Raw genomic sequence first — 15,559 nt, 5'->3', positions numbered from 1 at the left:
ATTGTTCTTTATCCGGCTTATTGCTGAAAATTGTCTTTTTCAAAGTCATGCGGGTTGAACACTCGCTCTATCTTATTTTCCTGGGTTAGTTGATACTCATTGTTATCAGCAATAAAAAAATGAGTATTACGGTAAGGATATTCATTAATAACCATTAAATAGTTTTTTACGATGCAATTATCATTGCTCTTAATCGTCGGGAAACAGTAGAGATCTTCATACGGCCCTTCGATATATTTTTTATAGTCAGTGAAGCCATTACCGATATCAATAACATACCAGGTATGCCAACTACCTTCTGGTAGGGGATTTTGACTTTTAATTTCATCCTGATGCTTCAGATACCAATTTATTTTATCGCTATCAGTCCATGGCAGATGATCAACGACCAGAAAGACTGAATTGCCAGCATCAGAGTATGTATACAAAATCTGTACAGGACGCAATGTCCATAAATTATAGATGCAGCATAGAAGAAATAAATATAATATAATTTTCTGGAGTTTTCTTTTCATAGATAATTTTCGATTCTTTCGATAGTGTTAAAATTGGTGAAAAAAGGTTTGAAAGCAAAGTCTTTATGCCGTTGTAAAAAGAACCATATGCGAAAAATCTATACTTGTTGTAAATCTTGTTTTTTATATCAGTCACATCCAAACCAAAGTGGTCTTGTGCTATGAAATGAATGGTAGCGCTCCAGCCCATAGGATATTTTTGAAAATTTAAAAGAGATATTTTTTGAGCTGAGATATCATGAATGCTGATTCCCAGGCCATTAAAATTATCTTTAAAATCATTGAATTTATTTAGTCTTGATGAAAGTAATTCGGTCTTAATCTTTTGTAGGAGAAGAGGCCGGTATCCTATCGTAGGTGTTGAAGAAATATCATTTTCGATACATTCTTTGATTACACGTATTGGGCTATTATAATCATATTTGTTTATTCGTTCATGAAAAGATAAGTTCAATTCCTGGCTATGGAAACTGTTGCCATTTTCATATCTAAAATGATCAATCAGATCCTGGATGAGTGTTTTGTATTGTCCAAAAAAGGAAAACATTTTTGCCAGATCTTTCATTTCTGCAAATAAAATATCAATACATTCACTTTGTGATATTTTTGTTCCAGAAGTTGGAACACTAAAAGCACCATAAGTAGAATTCGGCCCAGGAAAATGGTATTTAATGAGGCGGTAAGGATCAACTTTTGCAGAGATGTCGCTTAAGCCGAGAGAGAGAAAATCTTGTTCTTCCATATCCCCATACTGCATATCATCAGCAGAAAAACCATCGAATAAAGTAATAGTTTCGAAAAGTGTACAGGGCATATTAATTGATGAGCCTAATATGTTGTTCATTTATATTCTCCTTTCTTATAATTAAGGGCAATGTTAATTTGATAAGAAATAATAGGGTAAAAAAATTTTAAAAAAGAAATGCACTTCACATTTTTTATTACATTCTGAAGAGAACTTGGTTAATGATTGGTCTTGCTCATCGCTAATAACATAATGCTGAATTTACCAAAAATGAAATTTATTAAAGCAAATGAAAATATACAACGACGTCTGGAAATTCTGCCTTTCCTTATGTGAGTCTCCTGTCAGCATGGCAATATGCCCACTCTCATGCAAGAGTCGGCATATTTTTTCAGAATATATTTATTTTTTATTTGGACGTTCTACGCTGCGTATAAATCGCATCCATCACAAAAATTGCCAGCGCCACCCAAATAAAGGCGAAAGTTACCATCTTATCGGCACCCGGTTTTTCACCATAAAACGTCACAGCCAGCAGGAACATCAGCGTCGGACCAATGTACTGGAAAAAGCCTAACGTTGAGAGACGCAGGCGTGTCGCCGCTGCAGTAAAACACAACAGTGGCACGGTGGTGACAATACCGGCGGCGATCAGCAGTAAATTCAGCGACATCGGGTTTTGCCCCATATGACTGGTTGAGCTGTCGGCAATAGCAAACAGGTAAATCGCCGCCACGGGCAGCAACCACATAGTTTCGATTAACATGCCGGTTTGCGCTTCAACAGCAATCTTCTTGCGCACCAGGCCGTAGAAAGCAAAACTAAACGCCAGCCCCAGCGCGATGATCGGCAGTGAACCAAAAGTCCACAACTGAACCAGCACTCCACATATCGCCAGAATCACCGCCAGCCATTGCATCCGGCGGAATCGCTCGCCGAGGAAAATCATCCCCAGCACAATGTTCACCAGCGGGTTAATAAAGTAACCAAGGCTCGCTTCCAGCATATGGTGATTGTTCACCGCCCAGATAAACAGTAGCCAGTTGCCGCCAATCAGCACGGCAGAGACTGCCAGCATAAAAATTTTCTGTGGCGTCTGAATCAGCGTTTTTAAATAGGACCACTGGCGGCAAATGCTCATCAGCACCACCATAAAGAAAAACGACCAGATCACGCGATGCGTCAGGATCTCATCGGCGGGCACGTAGTAAATCAGTTTGAAGTACGCTGGCGCAATACCCCAAATAAAATAAGCGGCAAGAGCGAGTAATACGCCCTGCCGCGTTTGTTTTGCATCCATCGGGAATACTCATTTTTAATTGGTAACAGCAGTTTACCTGCTTTTATGTCTTCAACCTACCATATAGGTGGCGGTGGCACTGGCAATATAAAGCTGTTCTTCATTGTGTAATTCAACGCGGGCGACGGCGACTTTATTGCCTGCACGTAACAGGCTACTGGTAGCAGTAAAACGCTCGCCTCTGCCTGGGCGCAGATAATCGACGCGAAGATCAATGGTCCCCATCCGCGATAGCCGCTGGCGTAGTTCATCTTCACTGATGGTTTCGTGGCGGGTTAAGGTACTTCCCACGCACACCAGACCTGCGGCGACATCCAGCGCCGACGCAATGACCCCGCCGTGTAAAATGCTTTGCGCCCAGTTGCCCACCATCATCGGCTGATTTTTAAAGGCCAGCTGTGCGAACTCTTTTTCGTAACGCTCCAGTTCCATCCCCAATGCGCGGTTAAATGGCATGTGATAAACAAACATCTCACCCACTAATTTGAGGGCTTGTTCAGCGGTCAGTACGGCAGACATAACATCCTTACACTTCATTGGTTAATGAAATGTTGATTTTATGCTTCTTTGTTGTTGGTTTCTACTTTAGGAAGGGATAACTAACGGCTATGGAGTTAAGTATGTAAAATAGCCCGCAGAAAAATATTCACCTTATCAATAATTCGTTACGGAGAACACGAGCGATGCGGACTCTGCAGGGCTGGTTGTTGCCGGTGTTTATGTTGCCTATGGCAGTATATGCACAAGAGGCAACGGTGAAAGAGGTGCATGACGCGCCAGCGGTGCGTGGCAGTATTATCGCCAATATGCTGCAGGAGCATGACAATCCGTTCACCCTTTATCCTTATGACACCAACTACATCATCTACACCCAAACCAGCGATCTGAATAAAGAAGCGATTGCCAGTTACGACTGGGCGGAAAACGCGCGTAAGGATGAAGTAAAGTTCCAGTTGAGCCTGGCGTTTCCGCTGTGGCGTGGGATTTTGGGGCCAAACTCTGTACTGGGCGCCTCCTACACACAGAAATCCTGGTGGCAGCTTTCTAATAGCGATGAGTCATCACCGTTTCGTGAAACTAACTACGAACCGCAATTGTTCCTCGGTTTTGCCACGGATTACAACTTTGCTGGCTGGACGCTGCGCGATGTGGAAATGGGCTACAACCACGACTCAAACGGGCGTTCAGACCCGACTTCCCGCAGCTGGAACCGCCTTTATACCCGCCTGATGGCAGAAAACGGTAACTGGCTGGTAGAGGTGAAGCCGTGGTATGTGGTGGGGAATACGGACGATAACCCGGACATCACCAAATATATGGGTTACTACCAGCTTAAAATCGGCTATCACCTCGGTGATGCGGTACTGAGCGCGAAAGGGCAGTACAACTGGAACACCGGTTACGGCGGCGCGGAGTTAGGCTTAAGCTACCCGATCACCAAACATGTGCGCCTTTATACTCAGGTTTACAGCGGTTACGGCGAATCGCTCATCGACTATAACTTCAACCAGACCCGCGTTGGTGTGGGAGTTATGCTAAACGACCTGTTTTGATGAATGGTTGGCAAATCTGGAATCCAGCATCCAGGATTACCCTCTCAGAGACTAAAAGCATTGCAGTTTCTCGCGCAGGCGCTGAAAATAGCGCCTGTTTTTATTTCAGGCAATCGGGGTGAATGTGGCGCAGGCGGAAGTGTTGAATCTGGAGTCCGGAGCTAAACAGGTTTTACAAGAAACCTTTGGCTACCAACAGTTTCGCCCCGGCCAGGAAGAGATTATCGACACCGTACTTTCCGGTCGCGATTGCCTGGTCGTCATGCCCACTGGTGGCGGAAAATCCCTTTGCTATCAAATCCCTGCCTTATTGCTAAACGGCCTTACCGTGGTTGTCTCACCGCTGATTTCGTTGATGAAAGATCAGGTAGATCAACTGCAAGCCAACGGCGTGGCGGCGGCGTGCCTTAACTCGACGCAAACCCGCGAGCAGCAGCTTGAAGTAATGACAGGCTGCCGCACCGGGCAAATCCGCCTGCTTTATATCGCGCCGGAACGCCTGATGCTGGATAACTTTCTTGAGCATCTGGCGCACTGGAATCCGGTGTTATTAGCCGTTGATGAAGCGCACTGTATCTCCCAATGGGGGCACGATTTCCGCCCGGAATACGCTGCCCTCGGTCAGCTGCGTCAGCGTTTTCCGACGCTCCCGTTTATGGCGCTGACTGCCACAGCCGATGACACCACGCGCCAGGATATCGTGCGCCTGCTGGGGCTGAACGATCCGCTGATTCAAATCAGCAGTTTTGACCGTCCGAATATTCGCTACATGCTGATGGAGAAATTCAAACCGCTCGATCAGTTGATGCGTTATGTACAGGAACAACGCGGTAAGTCGGGGATTATTTACTGTAATAGTCGTGCGAAAGTAGAAGACACCGCTGCGCGCCTGCAAAGCAAGGGAATTAGCGCGGCGGCCTATCATGCCGGGCTGGAAAATAATGTTCGCGCTGATGTGCAGGAAAAATTCCAGCGCGATGACCTGCAAATTGTGGTGGCGACGGTGGCGTTCGGCATGGGCATCAACAAGCCTAACGTTCGCTTCGTGGTGCATTTTGATATTCCGCGCAATATCGAATCCTATTATCAGGAAACTGGACGCGCCGGGCGTGATGGCCTGCCCGCGGAAGCGATGCTGTTTTACGATCCGGCTGATATGGCGTGGCTGCGCCGTTGTCTGGAAGAGAAGCCGCAGGGGCAGTTGCAGGATATCGAACGTCATAAACTCAATGCGATGGGCGCGTTTGCTGAAGCGCAAACTTGCCGTCGTTTGGTATTGCTGAACTATTTTGGCGAAGGGCGTCAGGAGCCGTGCGGGAACTGCGATATCTGCCTCGATCCGCCAAAACAGTACGATGGTTCAACCGATGCGCAGATTGCCCTTTCCACCATTGGTCGTGTGAATCAGCGGTTTGGGATGGGTTATGTGGTGGAAGTGATTCGCGGTGCTAATAACCAGCGTATCCGCGACTATGGTCATGACAAACTGAAAGTCTATGGCATGGGCCGTGATAAAAGCCATGAACATTGGGTGAGCGTGATCCGCCAGCTGATTCACCTCGGCCTGGTGACGCAAAATATTGCCCAGCATTCTGCCCTACAACTGACAGAGGCTGCGCGTCCGGTGCTGCGCGGCGAATCCTCTTTGCAACTTGCCGTGCCGCGTATCGTGGCGCTCAAACCGAAAGCGATGCAGAAATCGTTCGGCGGCAACTATGATCGCAAACTGTTCGCCAAATTACGCAAACTGCGTAAATCGATTGCCGATGAAAGCAATGTCCCGCCGTACGTGGTGTTTAACGACGCAACCTTGATTGAGATGGCGGAGCAGATGCCGATCACCGCCAGCGAAATGCTCAGCGTTAACGGCGTTGGTATGCGCAAGCTGGAACGCTTTGGCAAACCGTTTATGGCGCTGATTCGTGCGCATGTCGATGGTGACGACGAAAAGTAGTCAGCAGCATAAAAAAGTGCCAGGATGAAGACTCCGTAAACGTTTCCCCCGCGAGTCTAATGTATGTTGATGTTATTCCTCACCGTCGCCATGGTGCACATTGTGGCGCTTATGAGCCCCGGTCCCGATTTCTTTTTTGTCTCTCAGACCGCTGTTAGTCGTTCCCGTAAAGAAGCGATGATGGGCGTGCTGGGCATTACCTGCGGCGTAATGGTTTGGGCTGGGATTGCGTTGCTTGGCCTACATTTGATTATCGAAAAAATGGCCTGGCTGCATACGCTGATTATGGTGGGCGGTGGCCTGTATCTCTGCTGGATGGGTTACCAGATGCTACGTGGTGCACTGAAAAAAGAGGTTGTTTCTGCCCCTGCGCCACAAGTCGAACTGGCGAAAAGCGGGCGCAGTTTTCTTAAGGGCTTACTGACCAATCTCGCGAACCCTAAAGCGATTATCTACTTTGGTTCGGTGTTCTCGCTGTTTGTCGGTGATAATGTCGGCACCACTGAGCGCTGGGGCATTTTCGCGTTGATTATTATCGAAACACTGGCGTGGTTTACCGTCGTTGCCAGCCTGTTTGCCCTGCCGCAAATGCGCCGTGGTTATCAACGTCTGGCGAAGTGGATTGATGGTTTTGCCGGGGCGTTATTTGCCGGATTTGGCATTCATTTGATTATTTCGCGTTAATGCCAGACGCGTCATCAGAGTAAGTCGGATAAGGCGTTTACGCCGCATCCGACATTATTTTCACGCATGCCTCGCCGATGCTAACAGCGCTCCCACCAGCATAAATAACGAGCCGAAAATCTTATTCAGCGCCTTCATCTGCTTTGGTCCTTTAATCCATAGAGCAATCCGTTGAGCAAGGGTGGCGTAACCGATCATCACAATAATATCGACCACAATAGTGGTGACGCCGAGCACGATATACTGCATCAGCTGCGGCTGTTGCGGCATGATGAATTGCGGAAATAGCGCCGCCAGAAACACAATACTTTTGGGATTGGTGAGATTGACAAAAACTGCGCGCTGGAACAAATGTCGACGCGATTGAGTGGAGGCCAGCGATTTAAGATCAATTGCGCCAGCGGCGCGCCATTGCTGTATTCCCAGCCAAATCAAGTAAGCTGCGCCTGCCCACTTCAACACTTCAAACGCAATCACTGAGCGGGAAAATAGCGTCCCCAACCCCACGCCAACCAGCACAATATGAATCGCCAGTCCGGTCTGAAGCCCAGCAATAGACGCCACCGCGCCGCGATAACCGTGGTTGAGCGAGGTGGTCATGGTGTTGATTGCGCCAGAGCCTGGCGACAGGCTTAAAATGATCGATGTCAGCAGGTAGGCAAACCACCATTCTAAGGTCATGATGAACTCCCGGTGTGTCTATTTTTGTGCCACAATACGCTACTGTCGCAGCGTTGTGTCAGGCACGCTTAAAAAAACGATTTTACGTGGTTTAAGAGGCAGATTACCCGATGTTTCAGCAGCAAAAAGACTGGGAAACAAGAGAAAACGCGTTTGCTGCTTTTACCATGGGACCGCTGACTGATTTCTGGCGTCAGCGTGATGAAGCAGAGTTTACTGGTGTGGATGACATTCCGGTTCGCTTTGTCCGTTTTCGCGCACAGCACCATGACCGGGTGGTAGTCATCTGTCCGGGGCGTATTGAGAGCTACGTAAAATATGCGGAACTGGCCTACGACCTGTTCCATTTGGGGTTTGATGTTTTAATCATCGACCATCGCGGGCAGGGACGTTCCGGTCGCCTGTTAGGCGATCCACATCTCGGGCATGTTAATCGCTTTAATGATTATGTTGATGATCTGGCGGCATTCTGGCAACAGGAGGTTCAGCCCGGTCCGTGGCGTAAACGCTATATACTGGCACATTCGATGGGCGGTGCGATCTCCACATTATTTCTGCAACGCCATCCAGGTGTATGTGACGCCATTGCGCTAACTGCGCCAATGTTTGGGATCGTGATTCGTATGCCGTCATTTATGGCACGGCAGATCCTCAATTGGGCCGAAGCGCATCCACGTTTCCGTGATGGCTATGCAATAGGCACCGGGCGCTGGCGCGCGTTGCCGTTTGCTATCAACGTACTGACCCACAGCAGACAGCGATATCGACGTAACTTACGTTTCTATGCTGATGACCCAACGATTCGCGTCGGTGGGCCGACCTACCATTGGGTACGCGAAAGTATTCTGGCTGGCGAACAGGTGTTAGCCGGTGCGGGTGATGACGCCACGCCAACGCTTCTCTTACAAGCTGAAGAGGAACGCGTGGTGGATAACCGCATGCACGACCGTTTTTGTGAACTACGCACCGCTGCGGGCCATCCTGTCGAAGGAGGACGGCCGTTGGTAATTAAAGGTGCGTACCATGAGATCCTTTTTGAAAAGGACGCAATGCGCTCAGTCGCGCTCCACGCTATCGTTGATTTTTTCAACAGGCATAACTCACCCAGCGGAAACCGCTCTACAGAGGTTTAAATTTCTTATGTACCAGGTTGTTGCGTCTGATTTAGATGGCACGTTACTTTCTCCCGACCATACGTTATCCCCTTACGCCAAAGAAACTCTGAAGCTGCTCACCGCGCGCGGCATCAACTTTGTGTTTGCGACCGGTCGTCACCACGTTGATGTGGGGCAAATTCGCGATAATCTGGAGATTAAGTCTTACATGATTACCTCCAATGGCGCGCGCGTTCACGACCTCGATGGCAACCTGATTTTTGCTCATAACCTGGATCGCGACATTGCCAGTGACCTGTTTGGCGTAGTCAACGACAATCCGGACATCATTACTAACGTTTATCGCGACGACGAATGGTTTATGAATCGCCATCGCCCGGAAGAGATGCGCTTTTTTAAAGAAGCGGTGTTCAAATATGCGCTGTATGAGCCGGGATTGCTGGAGCCGGAAGGCGTCAGCAAAGTGTTCTTCACCTGCGATTCCCATGAAAAACTTCTGCCACTGGAGCAGGCGATTAACGCTCGCTGGGGCGATCGCGTCAATGTCAGTTTCTCTACCTTAACCTGCCTGGAAGTGATGGCGGGCGGCGTTTCAAAAGGCCATGCGCTGGAAGCGGTGGCGAAGAAACTGGGCTACAGCCTGCAAGATTGTATTGCCTTTGGCGATGGAATGAACGATGCCGAAATGCTGTCGATGGCGGGGAAAGGCTGCATTATGGGCAGCGCGCATCAACGGCTGAAAGATCTGCATCCAGAGCTGGAAGTGATTGGTACTAACGCCGAAGACGCAGTGCCGCATTATCTGCGTAAGCTCTATTTATCGTAATTGTTCTTTATTTGGTCAGCTGTCAACCTGATACTTCGCTACAATGGATACTCGTTAATCAAAGAGTTTTCCATTGTGGCGCTACTTATCATCACCACGATTCTGTGGGCCTTCTCCTTTAGCTTTTATGGCGAGTACCTTGCGGGGCACGTCGATAGCTATTTTGCGGTGCTGGTGCGCGTTGGCCTGGCGGCACTCGTTTTTCTGCCGTTTCTGCGTACCCGTGGCAATAGCCTGAAAACGGTCGGCCTGTATATGCTGGTGGGCGCGATGCAGCTCGGTGTGATGTATATGCTGAGTTTCCGCGCCTATCTCTACCTGACGGTCTCCGAACTGTTGCTGTTCACCGTACTGACGCCGCTCTACATCACGCTGATTTATGACATCATGAGTAAGCGCCGTCTGCGCTGGGGCTATGCTTTTAGCGCCTTGCTGGCGGTGATTGGTGCCGGGATTATTCGCTATGATCAGGTCACCGACCATTTCTGGACTGGCTTATTGCTGGTGCAACTCTCCAATATCACTTTTGCCATCGGCATGGTGGGTTACAAACGTCTGATGGAAACTCGCCCGATGCCGCAGCATAACGCCTTTGCGTGGTTCTATCTTGGCGCGTTCCTGGTGGCAGTGATTGCATGGTTCTTGCTGGGAAATGCGCAGAAAATGCCGCAAACCACGTTGCAATGGGGCATTCTGGTGTTTCTTGGCGTGGTGGCTTCCGGGATTGGCTACTTTATGTGGAACTACGGCGCGACGCAGGTGGACGCCGGAACGCTGGGCATTATGAATAATATGCACGTTCCGGCAGGGCTGTTGGTTAACCTGGCTATCTGGCACCAACAGCCGCACTGGCCAACGTTTATTACAGGCGCGCTGGTGATCCTGGCCTCACTGTGGGTGCATCGTAAGTGGGTCGCTCCGCGCTCTTCACAAACGGCAGATGATCGCAGGCGTGATTGCGCGCTGAGCGAATAAACGCTTCTGTAATCGGCTGACGCTGCTCGCCATCGCGCACGGCGGCGTACAGTCGGCTCCACAATCCTTCGCCCAGGGTTTTGGTTACGACCAGACCCTGGCGCTCAAAACTCTCCACCACCCAGTGCGGCAGGGCGGCAATACCCATCCGCGCGGCAACCATCTGAATCAACAACAAGGTGTTATCGACGCTTTTCAGCGACGGGCTAACGCCTGCTGGCTGAAGAAAATGGCGCCAGACATCCAGTCGGCTACGCTGCACCGGATAAATTAACAACGTTTCGCTGGCGAGATCTTCCGGTGTAATACGCGTTTTCGCCGCCAGTGGATGGTCAGGTGCCAACACCAGACGCACTTCATAATCGAACATCGGCGAATAATGCAGGCCACTGCGCGGCAGAATATCGGAGGTCATCACCAGATCCAGCTCGCCCTGCTGCAATGCAGGCTGCGGGTCAAACGTTACGCCTGATTTAAAATCCATCTCCACCTGCGGCCAGTTCTTATGGAAATTTTCTAACGCGGGCGTCAGCCACTGAATACAGCTATGGCACTCAATGGCAATGCGCAGACGCGTCTGCTGCGGTTCATTGCAGGCTTGCAGTGCCTGGCTAATTTGCGGCAGTACCTGGTTTGCCAGTTGCAACAGGATTTCTCCCTGCGGTGTAAAGCGTAGCGGCTGGCTCTTACGCACAAATAGCCGGAAGCCAAGGCGTTGTTCCAGATCGCTAAACTGGTGAGACAGGGCGGATTGCGTTTGATGCAACGTCGCCGCAGCGGCTGCGAGTGAGCCGCAGTTCCGCAACGCTTGTAGCGTTTTCAGGTGTTTTACTTCGATCATGAAAGTCCTTCACTTCGGCATGAATAATTTGCGCTTGAGGAATATACAGTAACCGCCAATTATGGATGTGTAAACATCTGGACGGCTAAATACTAAAAATTCCATAAGGGGCATATAATGACAATTCTTAATCACACCCTCGGTTTCCCTCGCGTTGGCCTGCGTCGCGAGCTGAAAAAAGCGCAAGAGAGTTATTGGGCGGGGAACTCCACGCGTGAAGAACTGCTGGCGGTAGGGCGTGAACTGCGTGCTCGTCACTGGGATCAACAAAAGCAAGCAGGTATCGACCTGCTGCCGGTGGGTGATTTTGCCTGGTACGATCATGTCCTGACCACCAGCCTGCTGCTGGGTAACGTTCCGGCGCGTCACCAGAACAAAGATGGTTCGGTAGATATCGACACCCTGTTCCGTATTGGTCGTGGACGTGCACCGACTGGCGAACCTGCGGCGGCAGCGGAAATGACCAAATGGTTTAACACCAACTATCACTACATGGTGCCGGAGTTCGTTAAAGGCCAACAGTTCAAACTGACCTGGACGCAGCTGCTGGAGGAAGTGGACGAGGCGCTGGCGCTGGGCCACAAGGTCAAGCCCGTGCTGCTGGGGCCGGTTACCTACCTGTGGCTGGGTAAAGTGAAAGGTGAACAGTTTGATCGCCTGAGCCTGCTGAACGACATTCTGCCGGTTTATCAGCAAGTGCTGGCAGAACTGGCAAAACGCGGCATCGAGTGGGTACAGATTGATGAACCCGCGCTGGTTCTGGAACTGCCGCAGGCGTGGCTGGATGCGTACAAACCCGCTTACGATGCTCTGCAGGGGCAGGTGAAACTGCTGCTGACTACCTATTTTGAAGGCGTAACGCCAAACCTCGACACGATTACTGCGCTGCCTGTTCAGGGTCTGCATGTCGATCTCGTACATGGTAAAGATGACGTTGCTGAACTGCACAAGCGTCTGCCTTCTGACTGGCTGCTGTCTGCGGGTCTTATCAATGGTCGTAACGTCTGGCGCGCCGATCTTACCGAGAAATATGCGCAAATTAAGGACATTGTCGGCAAACGCGATTTGTGGGTGGCATCTTCCTGCTCGTTGCTGCACAGCCCCATCGACCTGAGCGTGGAAACGCGTCTTGATGCAGAAGTGAAAAGCTGGTTTGCCTTCGCCCTGCAAAAATGTCATGAACTGGCATTGCTGCGCGATGCGTTGAACAGTGGTGATACGGCAGCTCTGGCAGAGTGGAGCGCTCCGATTCAGGCGCGTCGTCACTCTACTCGTGTACATAATCCGGCAGTAGAAAAGCGTCTGGCGGCGATCACCGCCCAGGACAGTCAGCGTGCGAATGTCTATGAAGTGCGTGCTGAAGCTCAGCGTGCGCGTTTTAAACTGCCCGCGTGGCCGACCACCACGATTGGTTCCTTCCCGCAAACCACGGAGATTCGTACCCTGCGTCTGGATTTTAAAAAGGGTAATCTCGACGCCAATAACTACCGCACGGGCATTGCGGAACATATCAAGCAGGCCATTGTTGAGCAGGAACGTTTGGGACTGGATGTGCTGGTACATGGCGAGGCCGAGCGTAATGACATGGTGGAATACTTTGGCGAGCATCTGGATGGCTTTGTCTTTACGCAAAACGGTTGGGTACAGAGCTACGGTTCCCGCTGCGTGAAGCCACCGATTGTTATTGGTGACGTTAGCCGCCCGGCACCGATTACCGTGGAGTGGGCAAAATATGCGCAATCCCTGACTGATAAACCGGTGAAAGGGATGTTGACCGGCCCGGTGACTATTCTCTGCTGGTCGTTCCCGCGTGAAGATGTCAGCCGTGAAACCATCGCCAAACAGATTGCGCTGGCACTGCGTGATGAAGTGGCCGATCTGGAAGCCGCTGGAATTGGCATCATTCAGATTGACGAACCGGCATTGCGCGAAGGTTTACCACTGCGTCGCAGCGACTGGGATGCCTATCTCCAGTGGGGCGTGGAGGCTTTCCGTATCAACGCCGCCGTGGCGAAAGATGACACACAAATCCACACTCACATGTGTTACTGCGAGTTCAACGACATCATGGATTCGATTGCGGCGCTGGACGCAGACGTCATCACCATCGAAACCTCGCGTTCCGACATGGAGTTGCTGGAGTCGTTTGAAGAGTTTGATTATCCAAATGAAATCGGTCCTGGCGTCTATGACATTCACTCGCCAAACGTACCGAGCGTGGAATGGATTGAAGCCTTGCTGAAGAAAGCGGCAAAACGCATTCCAGCAGAGCGTCTGTGGGTCAACCCGGACTGTGGCCTGAAAACGCGCGGCTGGCCAGAAACCCGCGCGGCACTGGCGAACATGGTGCAGGCGGCGCAGAATTTGCGTCGGGGATGATGAGTATTAACGAGTCATTGTAAATTGCAGTACGATAATGGCTTCCAGTACTGGAAGCCATTTTGCATGAGTGCCAGATTGAAGCAGATCTTCAGGAGTAGAAATAACCGAATCGTTTTTTTCGCAAAACACAGTTTTGAGTGATTCCGTTCAGTAATCAACGCTACGTTATTTATTCTCACGTTGCACGAGATTGTATCCCTTTTCACTAACGTGGTAGTGAGGCATAGACTTATGCCCGCTATCCTCAATAATAACCAAACCTTCGTTAGCTAATTTGTTAACAATATTAACAACATTACCGAATCCTGGTATTTGCCTTATGGATAGTGTGCGATCGAGATTCATCCAGTTCCAGTTTATATCTTTCTCAGTCATAACGTTCAGCACGTTAAGTTCATTTTTAGTGATCACGATATTCTGTACCAAAATTGATGAGTATCTTATTGAAAGATCACAATGTAAATCATGCTCCTGTAATGGCTGGATCAGAAGAGGTTGTCTTGTTGTTCTTTGATAAGATTCAATCCATATTGAGAAACTCTGTAGCGTGGTTTAGAGTTGCCCTCACCATTTACGATATCAACCAACCCATGATTAACCAGCTTTGTTACGATATTCGCTACGTTGCCAAATCCTGGAATATTTCGTATAGCTAAAGTACGATCCAGCACCATCCAGCTCCAGTCAATATCTTTCTCAGCCATAACTTTCAGCACGTTAAATTCAACTATCGTAATCGTCATTTTTTTGCATCCGGATGAAATAAGTCAGTATCTTTAATTTTAAAGTCTTCTAGAGTTGCAGTATGTGCATTATTCCATAATTCATATCCATCTAAACCATTCGGTTCACCTGTTTCCCATCCTAAATTACAATAACGCTGATACTCGCGGCATTCATGAGTATAGTAGTTCAGATCGTATTTTTCAGGAAGCAATTCTTTATTTGCTATTTTTTTTAGCCTTGAAATCATTACATCATTAGCTGGATCATGATCAAATCTGGAGATATGCTTTTCAACAATAGCGATACCTTCCCTATTGATTGTTACGCCATCTATCGTCAGGTTTTCTATTGGACCACCGGCAAGGTCGGGATTAAATGGTCTTCCTGATACTGCTCCTCTGGCTCCGAAATGCTCAAATGATTCCAAATCAGGGAATCTCATTCTTCCCAGAACAACTCCAGCAACTATTGAAGCACCAGCGATGAGTAACCCTTTGTTATCCATAACTTGATCGTAACCAGCAGGTGCATCTCCTCCCAACTTGTTTGCTGTTTCCCTGAATCCTTCGATATTCCCATTGTATATGCCGCCAGCAGCAAGCAGTCTGCCAACCGCTTTACTATTGAGTGTTTTGAGGCCATTATTATCTTTAGTTTTTTGCCGTGGTATAAACAGACGGTTGTAGTTATCGGGAAATGCCAAATGACTAAATTCAGTATTAGCAATCAGATGCCTGGAGAGTATATATTCATAACTGACAGTGATGGTTTCTGTATCCAGATTGTTCTCAGTAAACAGGTGATTGATTGCTGATAAGAGCGCGCCGCGGAGTTGAATGTTGTAATATTTCTCCTATCGACCAAATCTATTGATCCGATAGAAGTCAAACTCCATGAACAACTGCTCGTTATTGTTAATAGCGTTAATAAGTAACGGGGAGCTTTTGTCAATCAACTTACAGAAACTAAGGCCATGTAATTGTGACCCTTTGCCTGTATTCGTAATACTATTAGATAGCGAGAACGCGAAGATTTCATCTTCATGGCCAATCTGCCAGCGATTGCCTATTGATGCGCTCGTTCCGCAACGAGAGGAAATACATCCTTGTTGTTCTCCGGTTATGGTCAGGTAAATTTCATCACTCATCTTTGATGAACTCTCTTTATTGCTTGATGTTTTAAAAATAAACAATATTGCTATTTGTTTATAATTATTTACTCCTCAAGTTAATGGATTTAAATATGGGAAATAAAATGTTTCA

At 48.8% G+C, this 15,559-nt stretch carries 14 protein-coding genes and 2 pseudogenes; 7 read left to right on the top strand and 9 right to left on the bottom strand.

Annotation, left to right across the window (positions count from 1 at the left end):
- Window positions 1–17 precede the first annotated feature (17 nt).
- From ACJHYO_RS20160 to yigI, 4 genes and pseudogenes are all read right to left on the bottom strand, one after another.
- On the bottom strand, window positions 18–515 hold the full coding sequence (locus ACJHYO_RS20160) for a DUF943 family protein (protein WP_000823790.1): 498 nt from the start codon (window positions 513–515) through the stop codon (window positions 18–20).
- Window positions 512–1,359, bottom strand: a pseudogene (locus ACJHYO_RS20155) (YPO3983 family protein). The gene ACJHYO_RS20160 and the pseudogene ACJHYO_RS20155 overlap by 4 nt, the downstream one beginning before the upstream one ends.
- A 310-nt stretch (window positions 1,360–1,669) precedes the next feature.
- Window positions 1,670–2,560 carry an EamA family transporter RarD gene (rarD, locus tag ACJHYO_RS20150; protein WP_000339104.1) on the bottom strand — a complete coding sequence of 297 codons (891 nt, stop codon included), beginning with the start codon at window positions 2,558–2,560 and terminating at the stop codon, window positions 1,670–1,672.
- 51 nt (window positions 2,561–2,611) lie between these two features.
- Window positions 2,612–3,079 (bottom strand): acyl-CoA thioesterase YigI, encoded by a 468-nt coding sequence (gene yigI / locus ACJHYO_RS20145; RefSeq protein ID WP_001277142.1) that lies wholly within the window; start codon window positions 3,077–3,079, stop codon window positions 2,612–2,614.
- 164 nt (window positions 3,080–3,243) lie between these two features.
- On the opposite strand from yigI, the gene pldA reads away from it, so the two are divergent.
- The 3 genes from pldA (at window position 3,244) to rhtC (ending at window position 6,751) form a co-directional block, all read left to right on the top strand.
- Entirely contained in the window at window positions 3,244–4,113 is an 870-nt protein-coding gene (gene pldA / locus ACJHYO_RS20140) for a phospholipase A (RefSeq protein WP_001259692.1), read from the top strand.
- A 124-nt stretch (window positions 4,114–4,237) separates the two neighbouring features.
- The gene (gene recQ, locus ACJHYO_RS20135; protein ID WP_033549093.1) at window positions 4,238–6,067 is read left to right on the top strand and encodes an ATP-dependent DNA helicase RecQ; all 1,830 of its coding nucleotides are present in this window, start codon (window positions 4,238–4,240) and stop codon (window positions 6,065–6,067) included.
- A gap of 63 nt (window positions 6,068–6,130) precedes the next feature.
- Complete coding sequence (rhtC, locus tag ACJHYO_RS20130; RefSeq protein ID WP_000928837.1) at window positions 6,131–6,751, top strand: threonine export protein RhtC; 621 nt, start codon at window positions 6,131–6,133, stop codon at window positions 6,749–6,751.
- A 60-nt stretch (window positions 6,752–6,811) separates the two neighbouring features.
- Here rhtC and rhtB read toward each other — a convergent pair whose 3' ends face one another.
- A complete protein-coding gene (rhtB, locus tag ACJHYO_RS20125; RefSeq protein WP_000171710.1) occupies window positions 6,812–7,432 on the bottom strand; it encodes a homoserine/homoserine lactone efflux protein in 621 nt (206 codons plus the stop codon).
- A 110-nt stretch (window positions 7,433–7,542) separates the two neighbouring features.
- Between rhtB and pldB the strand changes: the two genes are divergently transcribed.
- The 3 genes from pldB to bioP all read left to right on the top strand — a co-directional run bounded on the left by pldB (window position 7,543) and on the right by bioP (window position 10,348).
- Complete coding sequence (gene pldB / locus ACJHYO_RS20120; RefSeq protein ID WP_000487668.1) at window positions 7,543–8,565, top strand: lysophospholipase L2; 1,023 nt, start codon at window positions 7,543–7,545, stop codon at window positions 8,563–8,565.
- Between the two features lie 7 nt (window positions 8,566–8,572).
- Window positions 8,573–9,373 carry a sugar/pyridoxal phosphate phosphatase YigL gene (gene yigL / locus ACJHYO_RS20115; protein WP_000285350.1) on the top strand — a complete coding sequence of 267 codons (801 nt, stop codon included), beginning with the start codon at window positions 8,573–8,575 and terminating at the stop codon, window positions 9,371–9,373.
- A gap of 75 nt (window positions 9,374–9,448) precedes the next feature.
- Window positions 9,449–10,348 carry a biotin transporter gene (gene bioP / locus ACJHYO_RS20110; protein WP_001196238.1) on the top strand — a complete coding sequence of 300 codons (900 nt, stop codon included), beginning with the start codon at window positions 9,449–9,451 and terminating at the stop codon, window positions 10,346–10,348.
- Here bioP and metR read toward each other — a convergent pair.
- Window positions 10,236–11,189, bottom strand: coding sequence for an HTH-type transcriptional regulator MetR (metR, locus tag ACJHYO_RS20105; protein ID WP_000573618.1), 954 nt, complete (start codon window positions 11,187–11,189; stop codon window positions 10,236–10,238). The two genes, bioP and metR, sit on opposite strands and share 113 nt — an antisense overlap.
- A gap of 117 nt (window positions 11,190–11,306) precedes the next feature.
- Between metR and metE the strand changes: the two genes are divergently transcribed.
- Complete coding sequence (gene metE, locus ACJHYO_RS20100; RefSeq protein WP_000153917.1) at window positions 11,307–13,568, top strand: 5-methyltetrahydropteroyltriglutamate--homocysteine S-methyltransferase; 2,262 nt, start codon at window positions 11,307–11,309, stop codon at window positions 13,566–13,568.
- Window positions 13,569–13,736: 168 nt separating this feature from the next.
- On the opposite strand, the gene ACJHYO_RS20095 is transcribed toward metE, so the two are convergent.
- The 3 genes and pseudogenes from ACJHYO_RS20095 to tssD all read right to left on the bottom strand — a co-directional run bounded on the left by ACJHYO_RS20095 (window position 13,737) and on the right by tssD (window position 15,444).
- Window positions 13,737–13,982, bottom strand: coding sequence for a hypothetical protein (locus ACJHYO_RS20095; RefSeq protein WP_001298603.1), 246 nt, complete (start codon window positions 13,980–13,982; stop codon window positions 13,737–13,739).
- Between the two features lie 74 nt (window positions 13,983–14,056).
- Window positions 14,057–14,314 carry a hypothetical protein gene (locus ACJHYO_RS20090; protein WP_000156431.1) on the bottom strand — a complete coding sequence of 86 codons (258 nt, stop codon included), beginning with the start codon at window positions 14,312–14,314 and terminating at the stop codon, window positions 14,057–14,059.
- Window positions 14,311–15,444: pseudogene (tssD, locus tag ACJHYO_RS20085) on the bottom strand (type VI secretion system tube protein TssD). The gene ACJHYO_RS20090 and the pseudogene tssD overlap by 4 nt, the downstream one beginning before the upstream one ends.
- Window positions 15,445–15,559: the final 115 nt, after the last annotated feature.

It is taken from the genome of Escherichia sp. WS1118, assembly GCF_046487695.1.
In the GTDB taxonomy this organism is placed as follows: domain Bacteria; phylum Pseudomonadota; class Gammaproteobacteria; order Enterobacterales; family Enterobacteriaceae; genus Escherichia; species Escherichia coli.
This window is presented reverse-complemented; position numbering and strand designations above follow the sequence as displayed.